Source organism: Octadecabacter sp. SW4, from assembly GCF_008065155.1.
Classification (GTDB): Bacteria; Pseudomonadota; Alphaproteobacteria; order Rhodobacterales; family Rhodobacteraceae; genus SW4.
This window is the reverse complement of the sequence record NZ_CP042819.1, coordinates 1,938,326-1,954,702: the sequence shown is the minus strand read 5'-3', so window position 1 is coordinate 1,954,702 and position 16,377 is coordinate 1,938,326. Positions and strand designations below refer to the sequence as shown.

Genomic DNA, 16,377 nt, shown 5'->3' with positions numbered 1-16,377 from the left:
AGGGCATATCCCATTCTTTAGGTTCCCATGCTGCGCTTTGCCCTGATCCTTGGACTGTTGTCCGCCGTAGGCCCTTTTGCCATCGACATGTATCTGCCCGGGATGCCTATGATCGAGGGTGATCTGGATGCAAGTGTCGCTGCCACGCAGATGACGCTGACCGCCTATTTCATTGTCTTTGGGCTGGCGCAACTGGTCTATGGGCCGTGGTCCGACCAGGTGGGGCGCAAGCCGCCGCTGTATCTGGGACTTGGCATTTTCGCTTTTGCAACAGTGGGTTGCGCGCTGTCCCCGACGATTGGCTGGCTTATCGCGTTCCGCGCGATGCAGGGGTTGGGCGGGGCGGTGCTGATGGTCGTGCCGCGCGCGATTATTCGCGACCGTTACACAGGTGTTGAAGGCACGAAGCTGATGGCGATGGTCATGCTGGTGATTTCGGTTTCGCCTATGCTGGCACCGCTAGCGGGTAGCGGATTGTTGTTGGTGGGCGGGTGGCGCTTGCTGTTCTGGGCGATGTTCGCGGCTGCGGGGGCCAGTTTGTTGGTGACGGCATTTGCGTTTCGCGAAACCCTTACGCCATCCTTGCGCGTGGCGATCAATTTCATGAACCTGCGCCGCGGGGCGCGAGTCTTGCTGCGCGATCCGGTGTTCATGGGGCTGACAATGATCGGCGGCTTTGGCATGGCCAGCTTTTTCGTCTTTCTGGCCAATGCAGCCTTTGTTTACACCGATCAGTTCGGGCTAACACCGACAGGGTTCAGCGTCGCATTCGCTGTTAACGCGATAGGTTTTTTTAGCGCGTCACAGGCGGCAGGGCCGTTGGGCGCGCGCTTTGGCATGGTGGCGGTGATGCGCAGCGCGATCTTTGGATTCGCGGCGATCGCGGCGGCGCTGACGCTGGTCGTCGCGTTGGGGGGTGGCACCCTTTATGTGATCGTCGCCGGGTTGGCGTTGGCCAATGCCTGCCTTGGGCTGGTAATCCCGACGACCATGGTCATGGCGCTGGACGATCACGGTGATATTGCGGGGCTTGCCTCAAGCCTTGGCGGCACGCTGCAAATGCTGGTGGGTGGCGTGATGATGGTGCTGTCGGCGCAGTTTTTCGACGGCACGGCCCTGCCGATGGTCGCAGCAATTACGTTCTGTGCGCTCGCCGCTCTGGCACTGTCGGTCTGGATCATGGGACGGATCGGGCAGTCTGCGCAGGCGTCCTAGTTGCGCAGCGCCCGCCCGATCTGGCGGTGCGCGGCGATCACCGGTTGGGGCAGGTCGCGCAGTCCCTTTTCCCAAGGCCCGTCGATCCCTCCGGCCCAAGTGTAACCCAGCATGATCGACACCTCGGGTGTTGAACGCGCAAGGCGGGCATAGGCGCGCGCGACATCGGCCATGTCAGCCTCGGTCAGGCCGGCGGCGGCGTGGACGGGGGTGTATTGCGCATCCATGATCAGGGCGAGGCTTTGATGGGGTCCAAGGGCCGTGCGGGCCGATGCCAACTGGCGGATGAATGCAGGATCAGCCGCCGGATCGCGCAGGGCATAGGTGTTGAATCCCCAAATATCGACGCCAGCGGGGATGGCCACGGGATCATCGGGCGCAAAGGCCTCGATCATCAGGATGCGCGCGTTGGGGAAGGTGCCTTTGATGACGCGCGCGGCCGCCGATACAGCACTCAGCGGAAGGCGGCGCAGGGTCGGCTCGTCCACAAGGTAAAAGATCAGATCATCGGCGGGTACGTCGCTGGCGGCGATCGTGGCAACCGTATATTCCCACAGCGCGTCGGCATCGGGGTTGGGCCGCAGGCGGCGCGGGCTTTGGGAGAAGAACACCGGTTCGATGTAGAAAACAGGTGTGAACAACGCGGCCGTGCGCGCCAGACGGGCGGCGGTTTCATCGGCGTCGGCGGTGATGCAGACCTGATTGGCGGTGGTAAAATCGGCGACCTCGTCCGCGTAATCCACGCGGTCGGTGGTGTCGTGCGGGTCGTCAAGGCCGCAGGATACGGCGGCATAGCCGAACAGGATCGGGTCGGCGCTGGCGGGCGCGGCGATCAGGGCGGCGCAGAGTGCGACCGCGCTGATCAGGCGTTTCATTCCGCAGCCTTGAGGGAAGTCTCGGGGACCACGACAGGGTCAGGGGCGGTGAACGGGTCTTCACCCCAGAGGATCTCTGGCGCGCGCACCCGTTTGGCATCGCGTTCCAGTGCCCAGTCCTGCGCGGCGCGGCTGCCACGCCCCAGCGACAGTTTTGCCAGCGCTTGCCCGCCCCAACGGGCATAGGTCGTCACCCAGACCCGCAGCGCCAGCATCGAGGGCGTGAACACCAGCGTCAGCACCGTGGCGATCCCCAGGCCAAACACCACCGCCGTGGCCAGTTGTTTCCACCAAAGTGCCGTGGGGCTGTCGATGCTGTAGCCGCCGTTGATGAAATCAAGCGAAAGGCCAAACATCATCGGCGCAAGCCCCGCCATCGTCGTGATCGTGGTCAGCAACACCGGACGAATGCGGTCTTCGGCGGTGCGGGTGATGGCCTCGGTTCGTGGCATGTATTTTTCGTATTCCTGATAGGTGTCAATTAGCACGATGTTGTTGTTCACCACGATCCCCGCCAAGGCGACGATGCCCGTGCCGGTCATGATGATTGAAAACGCCTGATCCATCACCAGCATGCCGATCAGCACGCCGGTGGTGGACAGAACCACCGCCAGCAGCACAAGGACGGAATTGTAAAAGCTGTTGAACTGGGCCAGCAGGATGATGAACATCAACGCCAGGGCACCAGCAAAGGCCGACACCAGGAATTCCTGACTTTCCTCTTGTTCCTGTGCATCACCGGTCCATTCAAAACCGATGCCCGCGGGCAGGTTGCCCGGTGTTTCCAGCCACTGCGTCAGCACCGCGATCCGTTCGTTGGGGTTCACGACCGCCTGCAACAGCGTGCCGTCGGCGATCTGATCCTGCACGCTCTGGTCGGCCTCGGCGGCAGCGGCGGTGGTGACGCGGAAATCGCCACTGTCCGGGTCGGTCAGTTTCACAAGGTCGCTGTCGACATCGGCCTTGACGTCGAAATAGCGTTCCTGATCAATCCGGTTGATCTGCGCCAGTTTCGGCACTGGCGTGCGGGTGATGAAATTGGACAGCGGCACAAGGCCCGCCTGCGTGCGCACTCGCAGGGAATCGAGCGTGGACAACACGCGGTCCTGTTCGGGCAGGCGCACGCGGATGTCGATCTCTTCATCGCCACCATCGGGGGTGTAGCTGCCCAGCATGATGCCGCGCGTGATCAGTTGCACCATGCCGCCGACGGTCGCCACATCGGCGCCATACCGGCCGGCTTTTTCCACATCGACGTTGATTTCCCAATCAATGCCGGGCAGGGGGCGACTGTCTTCGATGACGATCAGCCCGGGGGTGTCTTCGAACAGGGTGCGCGCCGCACCCGTGGCGGCCAGCAGTTGTTCCCAGTCATTGCCCGTCAGGCGCAGGTGCAGCGGTTTTGCCGCCCCCGGACCCATCGACAGGTTCAGGGTTTCGGTGCGGATACCGGGGATCGTGTCAAGTTTTGCCTGAAGGTTGGCCATGACGATATCGCCATCCAGTTCCGCCAGCGAGATTTCATCGGGGTGGTCGCGCGCATAGGCGGGGCGGTCCTCCCACGGGATCAGTTCGATCTGAAGCTGGCCGATCGCATCGCCCGGCCCACTTGCGCCTGCGGTGTTCTGATTCAACCCGCCCGCACCGGCAAAGGCAAATACGGTCTGCACGCCGGGCGTGTCGATCGCCATCTGTTCGGCGAGCATCACCAGCGCGTCCTTTTCGGGCAGGGACAGGTTGCCGCGCGCCTGCACATAGACGATGGCCTGTTCGGGTTCGCTTTCGACAAAAAATTCGACGCCGTTATTGTTTTCGCCAAAGTAGCCAAAGACCGAGATGACGATAAAGATAATCGCGCCGATGCTGACCAGAGGCATGACCGGATTGCCGGTGATGGTGTGGATCACCCAGCCAAAGGGCGAGCGGCGATAGCCCGCCTTGATACGCTTGGCCTGACGTTGGATGCGGATCGACCCGACTGTGATCGACACGGCCACGGCCCCCAGGAAAAACAGGATCATACCCGGCAACGACGCGATGAACCCATCGGTCTGCACGGCCTGACCGGACAGATAGGCCGGGTTCAGCGTCATCATCGCACCGGTAAAGATCATCATGATCGCAGGCAGCACCAGTGCGGCGCGCAGCCACCACGGTGCGATTTGACGCAGCCCATCCGAAGCGCGTCCGAATGTCCGGCTCATCCGGCCGGTGACGCCGCCCAGCACGGGCAGATAGATCAGCGCGACGATCAGTGAAGCCGAGAGGACGAAGATCAGCGTGACGGGCAACATGCCCATGAACTGCCCCGGCACTCCGGGCCAGAACAGCATCGGCAGAAAGGCACAAAGCGTCGTCGCGGTGGAACTGACGATGGGCCAGAACATCCGCTTGGCCGCTTCGACATAGGCGTGCATCGGGCCGACACCTTCGCGGATACGTTTGTCGGCGTATTCAACCACCACAATCGCGCCGTCCACCAGCATCCCCACGGCCAGAATCAGGCCAAACATCACGATGTTGGAAATGGTGATGCCCATCACCGCAAGCAGGGCAAAACACAGAAGGAACGATGTGGGAATCGAAAAGCCGACCAGCAGTGCGGGGCGGGTGCCAAGGGCGGCCAGCACGACGATCATCACCAGCGCGATCGCCGTCAGAACCGAGCCTTCCAACTGGCTGACCATCGAGGCGACGTTGCGGCTTTGGTCATTGGATGTGCCAACCTGAATGGCCGCTTTCAGATCGTCGGGCCAGGTGGCCTGCTCGGCCGCCACGGCCTCGCGCACCAGCGCCGATGTGTCGATCAGGTTGAAGCCGCGCCGCTTCACGACCTGCAAGGCCACCGTGTTGACCCCATCAAAGCGCGCCACGCTTTCGCGGTCTTCAAATGTCAGGCGGATATCGGCCAGATCGCCAAGGGTCACCACACGGTCACCGTTGGTTTTGACGGGCAGGCCGTAAACATCAAGCGCGTTATCGAACGACGATGGAATCTTGACGGAAAAAGCCCCCTGCGGGCTGTCCACTTCGCCTGCAGCAATCAACAGGTTGTTGTTGTTCACAACGTTGATCAATTCGCCTGCGGTGACGTTATAGGCCTCAAGGCGCAGGGGGTCGATGATCACCTCGAGCATCTCTGCGCGCTCGCCGGTCAGAGCCGCGTCAAGCACGGCGTCGATGCCCTCGATCCGGTCCTGCAGGTCTTTGGCGACTTGCAGCAGCATGCGTTCGGGCACATCGCCGGTCAGGTTGACGATGATGATCGGAAATTCGGAAAAGTTGATTTCATTGATTGAATACTGGTCTGCGCCATCTGGAAACTGGGCTTCGGCGTTGCTCATGGCGTCGCGCACATCGGCCATGATCTTGGTCTTGTCCCAGCCAAATTCGAATTCCAGCGCGACACCCGCATAGCCTTCTGCGGCTGTGGCGGTCATGGTTTTCAGCCCGTCCAGATCGACCAGTTCCGATTCCATCGGCTTGACCAGCAGGGTTTCACTGTCTTCGGCGGAAATACCGGGAAAGGGGACCGAGACAAACAGGACCGGAATCTCGATATCCGGTTCGCCCTCTTTGGGCAGACCCACATAAGCAAAGCCGCCCGCCAGAAGCGAAAGGATGATAAAAGCAATGACCATCCGCGCGCGGGACGCGGCGATATCAACAAGTTTGATCATCCGTCCGCCTCCTGCAAGGTCGGCGCGATAGGGACACCGTCGATCACATATTCCTGCCCGACGATAATCACATCAACCGTGTCGGGCAGGCCCGCGACCCAGACACCATCGACCGTATCGCGCAGCAAGGTGACGGGCAGGAACTGCGCTGTATTATCGTCTGCGACCACGCGAATGCCCAACGCGCCATCGTCGTTCAGTGTCAGTGAGGACTGGCGCAGCAGATGCGCCTGTTGCCCGTCCGAGGCGACGATGATTTCCGCCGTCTGGCCATCGCGGATCGCCAGATCGCCGTTCGGCACTTCGATTTCAACACGGAAGGTGCGGGTGGTTTCATCTGCCGAGCGCGACAGGAAGGTGACCCGCCCCGCAATTTCCGCCCCCGTGGCAAGCCGCCCGCCGGCCATTGCGCCGACGGTGACCTTGTTGACGTCGATTTCGGGCACGAAGCCGACCAGTTTGATCGGATCAAGCTGGATGATCGTGGCGCAGGCGGCACCCGGTTGCAGCAGGCTGCCCAGTTCGGCCGTATCGGTTTCCAGCAAGCCGCTAAAGGGGGCCGTGATGGTCAGGTTCTCGATCTCCTTTTGCGCGGCCTGCACGGCCGCCTCGGCCGCTTCGATCCCGGCGCGGGCGGAAATGACGCCGGAATTGGCGCGCTGCACGCCCGCAAGGGCTGCCTCGCGGGTGGCTTCGGCGCTGACAAGGCGTGTTTCCGACGCAAAACCGTCCTCGCTCAGCCGGCGGGCGGCGTTGACGTTGATATCGGCCTCGCGCACGCGCGCCTCCGCCTCGGCCAGTGCGGCCTGGGCTTCGGGAATGCGGCCTTCGGCTTCGCCCAGACGGGCGCGGGCCTCGGCCAGGCGGGATGCACGGGTGCCGGGATCAAGCTCGCACAGGATGTCGCCCTCGTTGACAAATGCACCCTTGCGCAGTGGATCGGAAACCACCTGACCGGTGGTTTCGGCACGCACATCGACTTGCCGCGCCGCTTCGGTGCGGCCACGCATAATGACTGCGCTATCAACGGTTTGCGCGGTTGATGTCATGGCGACAACCGATACGATGCGCGCGGGTTCGGCCGCTTCTGCCACCGTTTCGGTTTCGGCGGTGACAGGCTCTGACTGGGCAAAGGCCAGCAGCGTGTCGCGGTAAAACACCATTAATAACAAAAACGCGGTCACCAGAACGGCGGTGAGGATGGGCATCAGTTTCATTCGGGCCTCGATGTTGTGCAGTCGCGGGCGGTTGTGCCACGGTTTTGATTTATAATAGGTTATACTCTGAACCGGTTAGTTTAGATTAGTCTTATTTGCAAGAATTTGGCAAGGATATACAAACACTGCTGACAGCGGCAGCGGAGGGGTTTGCAAGGGGCCATGCTTCGCGTTAAGACATCCGCTAAATCGCGACGCCGAAGGACAAGAAATGAGCAATAACGAGAGCTTTATCAACGAGGTCACCGAAGAGGTGCGCCGCGATCAGTTGTTCATGTATTTGCGCCGCTACGGCTGGATCGCGGTCGCTAGCGTGCTGATCCTGGTTGGCGGGGCCGCTTACAACGAATATCGCAAGGCATCAGAGGAGGCGACAGCGCAGGCCCTGGGCGATGCGGTTTTCGCCGCGCTTGATAATGACGATGCGCAGGCACGGGTCGCGGCCCTGGCCGAGATCGACGTGACCGGCCCCGCAGGCGCGGTTGCGGCCCTTCTTGAAGCGGCGGCATTGCAGGAAACCGGTGACCTGGAAGGCGCGGCGGCGCGGCTTGATACCATTGCCACCGACCCGGAAGTCGCGCCGATTTATCGCGATCTGGCCAGCCTCAAGTCATTGATGTTGCAGGCCGATACGATGGAGCCGGATGCGCGCCGCGCGGCGCTTGAAGCGCTGGCTGTGCCCGGTGCGCCGTTTCGCCTGCTCGCGATGGAGCAGATCGCCTTTACCCATGTGGCGGCCGGGGACAACGCGGCTGCGATTGAAACCCTCAGGGCGGTTCTTGAAGACGCGGAAGTGACGCGGGGCTTGCGTGATCGCGCGCAAAGCCTGATTGTGGCCTTGGGTGGCAATCTGGACGGAAGCGCAGACCCAGGCCAATAGGTCGCAAACGACGGGCGGAGCAGTAACGTGACAACACGACAAAGATTATTCGGCGCGGTGATGGCCCTTGGCCTTTTGGCCGCCTGTGGCGAACAGGATGTGGTCCTGTCCGGGGAACGCCTTGATATTCGAGATGGAATGGTGGGCGCTCTCGCCGATGAGGCGGTGGCGCAGCGCGCCTTTACGATGCCAGCGGTGCGCGCCAACGCCGATTGGACCCATCGCAATGGCGGGCCAGAGCATCCGGGTGGGCATCTGGCCCTTGGTGGTGCGCTGACGCAGGTCTTTGCCGTCAATATCGGGCAGGGCGATGGCCGCCGCGCGCGTATCACTGCCGATCCGGTGGTTGCTGGCGGTGTGATCTATACGCTTGACGCAGGGGCACAGGTGGCGGCTGTCACGGCCGCAGGTGCGCTGGCATGGACCCGCGATCTGACCCCGCCGACCGATAACACGCGCGATGCATCGGGCGGTGGCCTGGCCGTCGCGGGCGACCGCGTGCTGGTCAGCACAGGATTTGGCGAAGTCAGCGCGCTGGACGCTGCAACCGGCGCCCTAGTCTGGACTCAGGATCTGGACGCCCCGGGCGGGGCGGCCCCGACCGTTGCCAACGGGCTGGTTTATTTGGTCGCACGCGACAGCCGCGTGTGGGCGCTTGAGTTGGACAGCGGGCGAATCCGCTGGCAGTTGAACGGCACTCCGGGGGGCGCGAATTTCTCGGGCGGGGCCGGGGCCGCCGTGACGGACGGCATCGCCGTGTTCCCGTTCCCATCTGGCGAAGTGCTCGCGGCCTTTCCCGAAGGCGGCCTGCGTCGTTGGTCCACGGTTGTCACCGGGCAGCGGCGGGGCCGTGCCGCCGCGACGGTCTCCGATATTTCGGGCGACCCGGTGATCGTGGGCGATACAGTTTATGTGGGGAATTTTTCGGGCCGTGTCGCGGCGCTGGATATCGCGAATGGAGACCGTATCTGGACGGCGACCGAAGGCACGACAGGCCCCGTCTGGGTCGCCGGTAATTCGCTGTTCATGGTCAATGATCTGAATGAATTGCTGCGTCTGGATGCGGGCGATGGCACGGTGCTGTGGCGCGTGTCGCTGCCGCAGTTCGTCGAAGGGCGCACGCGGCGTCAGAAAACGCTCTTTGCCCATTATGGCCCCATTCTGGCGGGTGGTCGTCTGATCGTGGCCTCCTCGGATGGGGTGTTGCGCCAGTTCAACCCCGAAACCGGTGCCTTGATCGGGCAGGTTGCCTTGCCCGGTGGTGCTGCCAGCGCGCCCGTTGTCGCGGGTCAGACCCTTTATGTGGTGAACAAGCGCGGGCAACTTCTGGCTTTCCGTTAGACGCGGAAAGGTGTATCGCCCCCGTCTGATCAACCGGAGCCGGTAGAAGATGAGCTTTACACTCGCCATTGTGGGGCGCCCGAATGTGGGCAAATCCACCCTGTTCAATCGCCTTGTCGGCAAGAAGCTGGCGTTGGTCGACGACCAGCCCGGCGTCACGCGCGACCTGCGGGAAGGGGCCGCGCGTCTGGGTGATCTGCGCTTTACGGTGATTGATACCGCCGGTCTTGAAGAGGCTACCGACGAGAGCCTGCAAGGGCGGATGCGCAAGCTAACGGAACGGGCCGTGGAAATGGCCGATGTCTGTCTGTTCATGATTGATGCGCGCGTCGGCGTCTTGCCTGCCGATCAGATGTTCGCGGAAATCCTGCGCAAGAAGAACGCACATGTGATTTTGGCTGCCAACAAGGGCGAAGGCCGCGCCGCCGACAATACGATCCTCGAGGCTTATGCGCTTGGTCTGGGTGAACCCCTGCGCCTGTCCGCCGAACACGGCGAGGGCATGGGTGAACTTCTGGATATGCTACGCCCGATTTCAGAGGAATTTGCCGAACGCGCCGCTGCGGATGCGCCTGATACCGATGTGGATGTGTCCGAAGATGACGACGAAGGACCGCGCATCCCCACCAAGGCGCGCCCGCTGCAGGTGGCCGTTGTCGGCCGCCCCAACGCAGGCAAATCGACATTGATCAACAAGATCATCGGCGAGGATCGTTTGCTGACCGGCCCCGAGGCCGGGATCACCCGCGACGCCATTTCGGTGATGACCGAATGGGGCGATGTGCCGGTGCGTATTTTTGACACCGCAGGTATGCGCAAACGCGCCAAGGTGCAGGAAAAGCTGGAAAAACTATCGGTCAGCGACGGCCTGCGCGCGGTAAAATTCGCCGAGGTGGTCGTGGTGCTGCTGGATGTGGAAATCCCGTTTGAACAGCAGGATTTGCGGATCGCCGATCTGGCTGAACGCGAAGGGCGCGCGGTTGTCGTCGCTGTCAACAAATGGGATCTTGAGGACGAAAAGCAGGACAAGCTGAAAGACCTGCGCGAAAGCTTTGAACGGCTGTTGCCGCAGTTGCGCGGTGCGCCGCTGATCACCGTGTCGGCCAAAACGGGCCGTGGTTTGGACCGCCTGCAACAGGCGATCATGAAAGCGCACGAGGTCTGGAACCGCCGCGTCACCACGGCGCAATTGAACCGCTGGCTGATTGGCATGTTGGAACAACACCCGCCGCCCGCGCCTTCGGGGCGGCGCATCAAGCTGCGCTACATGACGCAGGTGAAAACCCGCCCTCCGGGGTTCGTGGTGATGTGTAGCCTGCCCGACAAACTGCCCGAAAGCTATTCACGCTATCTGGTCAACGGATTGCGCGAGGATTTCGACATGCCCGGCACGCCGATCCGGCTGCACATGCGCAGCCAGTCCGATGCAAACCCCTATAAAGACAAGAAAAAGAAGAAACCGTCGCGGCTGACCAAACATCTGGACAAATACGGTAACCGCGGCGATTAGACCGCGCGCAGGTTCACCACGTTGAGCGTGAGCAGGATCGCGATGCCGACCAGCGCGGTGCTGCTGACTGTGACTGCGGGCCCGGCAACCATGATCCCGATCAGCGCCCAGATCACCGCAGCGCTGTATTCGGGGGCGGGCTTGCGCATATGTTGCACTGCAATCGCCAGGATGGAAGCACCTGTGATGCCGATCAGCGCCCAGCCAAAGCCGTCTGTCAGCAGACCATACCCTGCCGCCGTGGTGCCCAAGGATACGAACGCCGCCGCTGTTAACCACCCCGCATAAAGCGCGACCGGTGCCTGCGCCCACCAACGATCAGCGTGCGGTGCGCGGATCAGTGCGGCAATCGCAAAGGCGGCCATGCCCCAGATCACCACGGTGGCCCAGATCGCGCTGGCGTTGGCAATCGCCAGCCACGGCGTGCCAAGCGCAAGACTGACATTCAGTGGCGCGCGCATCCTGTCCCATGCGGGATCATCACCGCGTTTCCAGATGCCGAACACCGCCGACACGATCAGCCAGCCATAAATCAGCCCCCAGATGGAAAAGGCATAGCCTGCGGGCTGCACCGGCGGGTCGATCTGGGGATTCGGCAGTTGATCCGCGCGAAACCCGGTGAAGGGGTCCGTAAAGGCGGGGGAGATCACGAAGGTAATCGTCAGGATCAGGGTGGCGAGGGCGTATAACTGCTTCATGTCAGTTATACCCGCGGGCGCGCGGTTTGGTTCAATCATGGTCAGGATTTGCCGACTTGACCCAAGGGCAAGCACTGGGCGAGCCTGTCGTCAAAGGAGCCCACCCCATGAAACGTATCGCCATTTTCATCGACGGCACATGGAACCGCCCCGACGCGGAACATCCGACCAATGTTGTGCGCCTTGCCCGCTGCGTGCGCCACCGCGCGGACGGCGGCATGGCGCAGATGGTGCTTTATTCGCCCGGTGTCGGGTCGGGGCGGGGCAATAATGCGTTGGCGCGGCGGATGGATCGCACCCTGGGCGGCGCGCTGGGCTGGGGGCTGACCGATATCATCGCCGATGCCTATCGCAATCTGGTCTTTGCCTATGAACCGGGCGACGAGGTTTGCGTGTTCGGGTTTTCGCGCGGTGCCTTTGCCGCCCGTTCGCTTGTGGGGATGATCCGGTCTTGCGGCATAGCGCCGCGCGCCCATCTTGCGCGCCTCCCCGAGGCTTTGGCGCGCTACATTTCCCGTGATCCCACGACGCACCCCGGATCGGACGACAGCCATGCCTGGCGCGAAGGTTTTGCGCCCGCTACCGCCACCAGCCGCCGCGAGATGGCATGGCGCGACAAACATGGAAAAGGCAGTGCAGGGGTCATTGACCTGCGCATCGCCTATCTGGGGGTTTGGGACACGGTCAGCGCCTTGGGTCTGCCGGCGTTCATCCCCTTTGCGGATCGGTTCAACCGGCAATACCGGTTCCATGACGCCAAGCTGTCGTCGATGGTGCTGGCCGCGCGCCATGCGATCGCCCTCGACGAAAAGCGGCGCACATTTCCGTCTTATCCGTGGGATAACATGCCGGAATTGAACGAGGAATACGAACATTTCGTGCCGACCTACATGCAGCAGTGGTTTGCAGGCAATCACGGGTCGGTCGGGGGCGGGGGCAGCCGGACGGGGCTGTCCTCGATTGCGCTCAATTGGGTGGCGATGGGGGCCGAGCGCGCAGGGCTGGCGATTGACTGGCAGGAGTTTGACCGCGTCGCCTATGACTTTGATCCGCTTGATCCGCTGGACAATAAGTTTGGTCCGGTGGGCCTGTCAGGGGCCTTGTTGAATCTGATTGAACGGGACCGCGCAGGGCCGGCTGATTTGTCCGACGTCAGTGTCGCGGCGATTGACCGCTTTCGCCAGGACGACAGCTACCGGCCCAAATCGCTGGACCGGGTGTATCATCAACTGTTCGGGATGCCCGATGAACAATATGCGCGGATGCGGGCGGCGCGCGTCACGGCCGAAGGCGGCGACACGCACCGCCTTGGCCAGATTTCGCGGCCCCGTTAGGCCAGATTACCGTCTGCGGCGATGCGGGTCTTGCCGCGCAGATAGGGGTGCAGGACGGCGGGCAGCGTGACTGACCCGTCTTCCTCTTGACCGTTTTCCAGCACCGCGATCAGGCAGCGCCCCACCGCCAGACCGGACCCGTTCAGCGTATGCACGAATTGTGGCTTGCCACCGTCTGCGGGCTTGAACCGCGCGTTCATCCGGCGCGCCTGAAAATCACCCGTGGTCGAGACCGAGCTGATCTCGCGGTAGGTACTCTGGCCCGGCAGCCAGGCTTCGATGTCAAAGGTGCGGCGCGCACCGAATCCGATGTCACCGGCACAGAGGATCACCGTGCGATAGGGAATCTCGAGCCGTTCCAGCAGGTCTTCGGCGCAGCGCAACATGCGTTTTTGTTCGGCGTCGGATTCATCTGGGTGGGTGACGCTGACCATTTCGACCTTTTCGAACTGGTGCTGGCGCAACATGCCCGAAGTGTCACGGCCCGCGCTGCCCGCTTCAGAGCGAAAGCACAGCGAATGGGCGGTGTAGCGGCGCGGCAGATAGCTTTCGTCGATCACATGACCGGCGGCGATATAGGTCAGCGGCACCTCGGATGTGGGGATCAGCCACATGCCGTCCTCGGTGCGGTAACTGTCACCGCCGAACTTCGGGAGCTTGTCGGTGCCATACATCGCCTCGTCGCGCACCAGCACCGGCGGGTTGGTTTCGGTCAGGCCGTTTTCATCTACATGCACGTCGATCATGAACTGCGCCAGCGCGCGGTGAACACGGGCCACAGCACCCGATAACAGCACGAAACGACTGCCCGACATTTTGGCGGCGGTTTCAAAATCCATCGAGGGCAGAACGGCGGGAATGTCAAAGTGTTCGAGGGCTTGGAAGGCGAAGTTGCGCGGTTTGCCCCAGCGGCGCACTTCGACGTTGTCGGTTTCATCGGCCCCGTCGGGTACATCATCGGCCAGCACGTTGGGGATCACCGCCAAAGCAGTGGTCAGGCGTTCATCTTCGGCCTTGGCCTCGTCATTGAGGCGCGCGATCTCGGCCTTTTTATCGGCCACCAGCGCGCGCAGGCGTTCAAATTCAGCCTCATCCCCGCGCCCCTTGGCAGCACCGACGTCCTTGGCGGCCTTGTTGGCCTCGGCCTGGGCGGTTTCGGCGGCCTGGATTTTCGCGCGACGCGCTTCGTCAATCGCCAGCAGCTCGGACGATACAGGCGCATCCCCGCGACGGGACAGGGCCGCGTCAAAGCGGTCGGGGTTTTCGCGGATTGTGCGGATGTCGTGCATCGGATTGCTCCTGAGGATTGCGAATTGCTTGTGCGCCACCATATGCCCCAAAGGAGGCGCGCTGTGAACAGTGAAAACTGCCATCTGCGGCGTTGCCATTCCGACAAGCGCAACCTAATGTGCCGCGACTTTGCGGGGGGTGCCCGCGAACCAGACAAAGGACGACCCGTATGCAAGGCATTGCCCAATTTATTCCGCTTATCCTGATTTTCGCGATCATGTATTTCCTGCTGATCCGCCCGCAGCAAAAAAAGCTGAAAGAACATCAGGCGATGGTCGCGGCCCTGCGCCGTGGTGACCAGATTATCACCCAAGGCGGTGTGTTGGGCAAAGTGACCAAGGTCAAGGACGACGGCGAAGTCGAAGTCGAGATCGCCAAGGGCGTGACGGTGCGCGTTGTGCGCTCCACGATTGCCACGGTCGTCAACAAGACCGAACCGGCAGCGGCCAACAGCTAGGTCTTGGGGGTCGCCGCGTGCGCCAGGCTCTGACGTTGATGAGTGCGAGGCGGGTATGATCACCGGCAATTTCACGACCATTGCGATGGAAAACCATGCGGCAACCCTGCGATTGGCGCCGTTGCCGGTGGACCTTGTGGGCGAAACCATAGAAGAGGTTGCAGCAACGCAGGCAGACCGTGATCTGTGTGCCTTGCAGGCGGCAGAGTAGGACAGACATGTTGCAGATTGATCTTTGGAAACGCGTGACCATCCTTCTGGTCGTCGTGGTGGGCCTTTTGCTGGCCCTGCCCAACGGGTTTTACAACCGGGTCGAGACCCGCAATGATGCCGTGGCGATGATCGAAAATGGCATGACCTCGCCCCAGCTTGAGGCCGAGGCGGGCACATGGCCCAGCTTTCTGCCGTCGGGGCTGGTCAATCTGGGCCTTGATCTGCGTGGCGGTGCGTATTTGATGGCGCAGGTGCAGGTCGAAGATGTTTACGGCCCGCGCATGGATGCCTTCTGGCCCGAGGTGCGCGATGTGCTGGCCACGGAACGCGACACTATCGGCTTTGTCACCCGAGAAGACAGCCCCGTCGACACCCTGCGCGTCAAGATTTCCAATGTAGACGGGATTGCCCGCGCGCTGGAACTGGTGCGCGGGCTGGCGACACCGGTGACGACCCTCACGGGGGCAGGGGCCGCCGATATTGACGTGCTGGCGGATGGGGATGAATTGATCATCACCCTCAGTGATGCCGAAAAAGCCGCCACCGACCAACGCACCGTGCAGCAATCGCTTGAAATCATTCGCCGCCGGATTGACGAGGTCGGCACGCGCGAACCCTCGATCCAGCGCCAGGGCACGGATCGTATTCTTATTCAGGTGCCCGGTGTCGGATCGGCGCAGGAAATCAAGGACCTGATCGGCACGACTGCGCAGCTGACCTTTAATCCGGTTGTGGGGCGCACGACGGATGGATCGGCCGCGCCGGGATCGGGCAATATCATCCTACCCAGCATCGACGAAGAAGGGGTGTTCTATATCGTCGAACGCGCCGCCGTTGTGACAGGCGAAGAACTGGTCGATGCCCAGCCCGCCTTTGACCAGAACGGACGTCCCGCTGTGAATTTTCGCTTTAACGCCACCGGCGCGCGCAAGTTTGGCGATTACACGGCTGAAAACATCGGGTCGCCCTTTGCGATCGTGCTGGATAGCGAAGTGATCAGCGCGCCGACGATCCAGGCCCACATTCCCGGCGGATCGGGCATTATCACGGGCCGCTTTTCGGTCGAGGAGTCGACCAATCTGGCCGTGTTGCTGCGCGCCGGTGCGCTCCCGGCCGAGCTGACCTTCCTTGAAGAACGCACCATCGGGCCGGAACTGGGCCAGGACAGCATTGATGCGGGCAAGATTGCCAGCATTATCGCCTTTGTCGCCGTGCTTGTGTTCATGGTGATGTCTTATGGGCTGTTCGGCGTCTTTGCCAATATCGCCCTGCTGGTGAATGTCGGGCTGATCTTTGGCCTGTTGTCGATGATTGGTGCGACGCTCACGTTGCCCGGTATCGCCGGGATCGTGTTGACCATCGGGATGGCGGTGGACGCCAATGTGCTGGTGTTTGAACGTATCCGCGAGGAGCTGAAAACCGCCAAGGGGCCGGCGCGCGCCATTGATCTGGGCTATGAAAAGGCGCTGTCGGCCATCATCGATGCCAATATCACCACGTTCATCACCGCAGTGATCCTGTTTGTCATGGGCTCTGGCCCCGTGCGCGGCTTTTCGATCACGCTGGGGCTTGGCATCCTCACTTCCGTATTCACGGCCATCTTCGTCACGCGTCTGCTGATCGTGATGTGGTTCGAGCGCCGCCGTCCCAAGACAATCGAGGTTTGA

Annotated in this window: 13 protein-coding genes; 8 read left to right on the top strand and 5 right to left on the bottom strand. The window is 62.1% G+C overall.

What is annotated here, in order from left to right; translation table 11 throughout:
- The first annotated feature begins 27 nt into the window (after positions 1-27).
- Positions 28-1,215 carry a multidrug effflux MFS transporter gene (locus FTO60_RS09640; RefSeq protein ID WP_148055761.1) on the top strand — a complete coding sequence of 396 codons (1,188 nt, stop codon included), beginning with the start codon at positions 28-30 and terminating at the stop codon, positions 1,213-1,215.
- On the opposite strand, the gene FTO60_RS09635 is transcribed toward FTO60_RS09640, so the two are convergent.
- The 3 genes from FTO60_RS09635 to FTO60_RS09625 are packed head-to-tail and all read right to left on the bottom strand — an operon-like array spanning position 1,212 to position 6,987.
- Positions 1,212-2,090 carry a hypothetical protein gene (locus tag FTO60_RS09635; RefSeq protein WP_148055760.1) on the bottom strand — a complete coding sequence of 293 codons (879 nt, stop codon included), beginning with the start codon at positions 2,088-2,090 and terminating at the stop codon, positions 1,212-1,214. The genes FTO60_RS09640 and FTO60_RS09635 overlap by 4 nt on opposite strands.
- Complete coding sequence (locus tag FTO60_RS09630; protein WP_148055759.1) at positions 2,087-5,770, bottom strand: efflux RND transporter permease subunit; 3,684 nt, start codon at positions 5,768-5,770, stop codon at positions 2,087-2,089. Before FTO60_RS09630 ends, FTO60_RS09635 begins: the two co-directional genes overlap by 4 nt.
- Positions 5,767-6,987, bottom strand: a complete 1,221-nt coding sequence (locus FTO60_RS09625; protein ID WP_148055758.1) for an efflux RND transporter periplasmic adaptor subunit — start codon at positions 6,985-6,987, stop codon at positions 5,767-5,769. The genes FTO60_RS09630 and FTO60_RS09625 overlap by 4 nt, the downstream gene beginning before the upstream one ends.
- Positions 6,988-7,198: 211 nt before the next feature.
- Here FTO60_RS09625 and FTO60_RS09620 point away from each other — a divergent pair, with 211 nt between their 5' ends.
- Genes FTO60_RS09620 through der form a run of 3 tightly spaced genes read left to right on the top strand, consistent with a single transcriptional unit; the run spans position 7,199 to position 10,718 of the window.
- A complete protein-coding gene (locus FTO60_RS09620; protein ID WP_148055757.1) occupies positions 7,199-7,867 on the top strand; it encodes a tetratricopeptide repeat protein in 669 nt (222 codons plus the stop codon).
- 60 nt (positions 7,868-7,927) lie between these two features.
- Positions 7,928-9,208, top strand: coding sequence for a PQQ-like beta-propeller repeat protein (locus FTO60_RS09615; RefSeq protein WP_148057109.1), 1,281 nt, complete (start codon positions 7,928-7,930; stop codon positions 9,206-9,208).
- A 49-nt stretch (positions 9,209-9,257) separates the two neighbouring features.
- Positions 9,258-10,718, top strand: coding sequence for a ribosome biogenesis GTPase Der (der, locus tag FTO60_RS09610; RefSeq protein ID WP_148055756.1), 1,461 nt, complete (start codon positions 9,258-9,260; stop codon positions 10,716-10,718).
- Here der and FTO60_RS09605 read toward each other — a convergent pair.
- Positions 10,715-11,416, bottom strand: coding sequence for a tryptophan-rich sensory protein (locus FTO60_RS09605; RefSeq protein ID WP_148055755.1), 702 nt, complete (start codon positions 11,414-11,416; stop codon positions 10,715-10,717). The two genes, der and FTO60_RS09605, sit on opposite strands and share 4 nt — an antisense overlap.
- Positions 11,417-11,523: 107 nt before the next feature.
- Here FTO60_RS09605 and FTO60_RS09600 point away from each other — a divergent pair, with 107 nt between their 5' ends.
- Complete coding sequence (locus FTO60_RS09600) at positions 11,524-12,750, top strand: DUF2235 domain-containing protein (RefSeq protein ID WP_148055754.1); 1,227 nt, start codon at positions 11,524-11,526, stop codon at positions 12,748-12,750.
- Here FTO60_RS09600 and serS read toward each other — a convergent pair.
- On the bottom strand, positions 12,747-14,039 hold the full coding sequence (serS, locus tag FTO60_RS09595) for a serine--tRNA ligase (RefSeq protein WP_148055753.1): 1,293 nt from the start codon (positions 14,037-14,039) through the stop codon (positions 12,747-12,749). The genes FTO60_RS09600 and serS overlap by 4 nt on opposite strands.
- A gap of 170 nt (positions 14,040-14,209) precedes the next feature.
- Between serS and yajC the strand changes: the two genes are divergently transcribed.
- From yajC to secD, 3 genes are read left to right on the top strand one after another with little or no spacing between them, the layout of a single operon-like run.
- Positions 14,210-14,497, top strand: coding sequence for a preprotein translocase subunit YajC (yajC, locus tag FTO60_RS09590; RefSeq protein ID WP_148055752.1), 288 nt, complete (start codon positions 14,210-14,212; stop codon positions 14,495-14,497).
- A gap of 55 nt (positions 14,498-14,552) precedes the next feature.
- On the top strand, positions 14,553-14,708 hold the full coding sequence (locus tag FTO60_RS17685) for a hypothetical protein (RefSeq protein ID WP_172623857.1): 156 nt from the start codon (positions 14,553-14,555) through the stop codon (positions 14,706-14,708).
- Positions 14,709-14,715: 7 nt separating this feature from the next.
- Entirely contained in the window at positions 14,716-16,377 is a 1,662-nt protein-coding gene (gene secD / locus FTO60_RS09585) for a protein translocase subunit SecD (RefSeq protein ID WP_148055751.1), read from the top strand.

Bases quoted from the DNA above. Each gene is read 5' to 3' on its own strand.
- FTO60_RS09640 (WP_148055761.1), top strand. From the start codon at position 28: ATGCTGCGCTTTGCCCTGATCCTTGGACTGTTGTCCGCCGTAGGCCCT.
- FTO60_RS09635 (WP_148055760.1), bottom strand. From the start codon at position 2,090: ATGAAACGCCTGATCAGCGCGGTCGCACTCTGCGCCGCCCTGATCGCC.
- FTO60_RS09630 (WP_148055759.1), bottom strand. From the start codon at position 5,770: ATGATCAAACTTGTTGATATCGCCGCGTCCCGCGCGCGGATGGTCATT.
- FTO60_RS09625 (WP_148055758.1), bottom strand. From the start codon at position 6,987: ATGAAACTGATGCCCATCCTCACCGCCGTTCTGGTGACCGCGTTTTTG.
- FTO60_RS09620 (WP_148055757.1), top strand. From the start codon at position 7,199: ATGAGCAATAACGAGAGCTTTATCAACGAGGTCACCGAAGAGGTGCGC.
- FTO60_RS09615 (WP_148057109.1), top strand. From the start codon at position 7,928: ATGGCCCTTGGCCTTTTGGCCGCCTGTGGCGAACAGGATGTGGTCCTG.
- der (WP_148055756.1), top strand. From the start codon at position 9,258: ATGAGCTTTACACTCGCCATTGTGGGGCGCCCGAATGTGGGCAAATCC.
- FTO60_RS09605 (WP_148055755.1), bottom strand. From the start codon at position 11,416: ATGAAGCAGTTATACGCCCTCGCCACCCTGATCCTGACGATTACCTTC.
- FTO60_RS09600 (WP_148055754.1), top strand. From the start codon at position 11,524: ATGAAACGTATCGCCATTTTCATCGACGGCACATGGAACCGCCCCGAC.
- serS (WP_148055753.1), bottom strand. From the start codon at position 14,039: ATGCACGACATCCGCACAATCCGCGAAAACCCCGACCGCTTTGACGCG.
- yajC (WP_148055752.1), top strand. From the start codon at position 14,210: ATGCAAGGCATTGCCCAATTTATTCCGCTTATCCTGATTTTCGCGATC.
- FTO60_RS17685 (WP_172623857.1), top strand. From the start codon at position 14,553: ATGATCACCGGCAATTTCACGACCATTGCGATGGAAAACCATGCGGCA.
- secD (WP_148055751.1), top strand. From the start codon at position 14,716: ATGTTGCAGATTGATCTTTGGAAACGCGTGACCATCCTTCTGGTCGTC.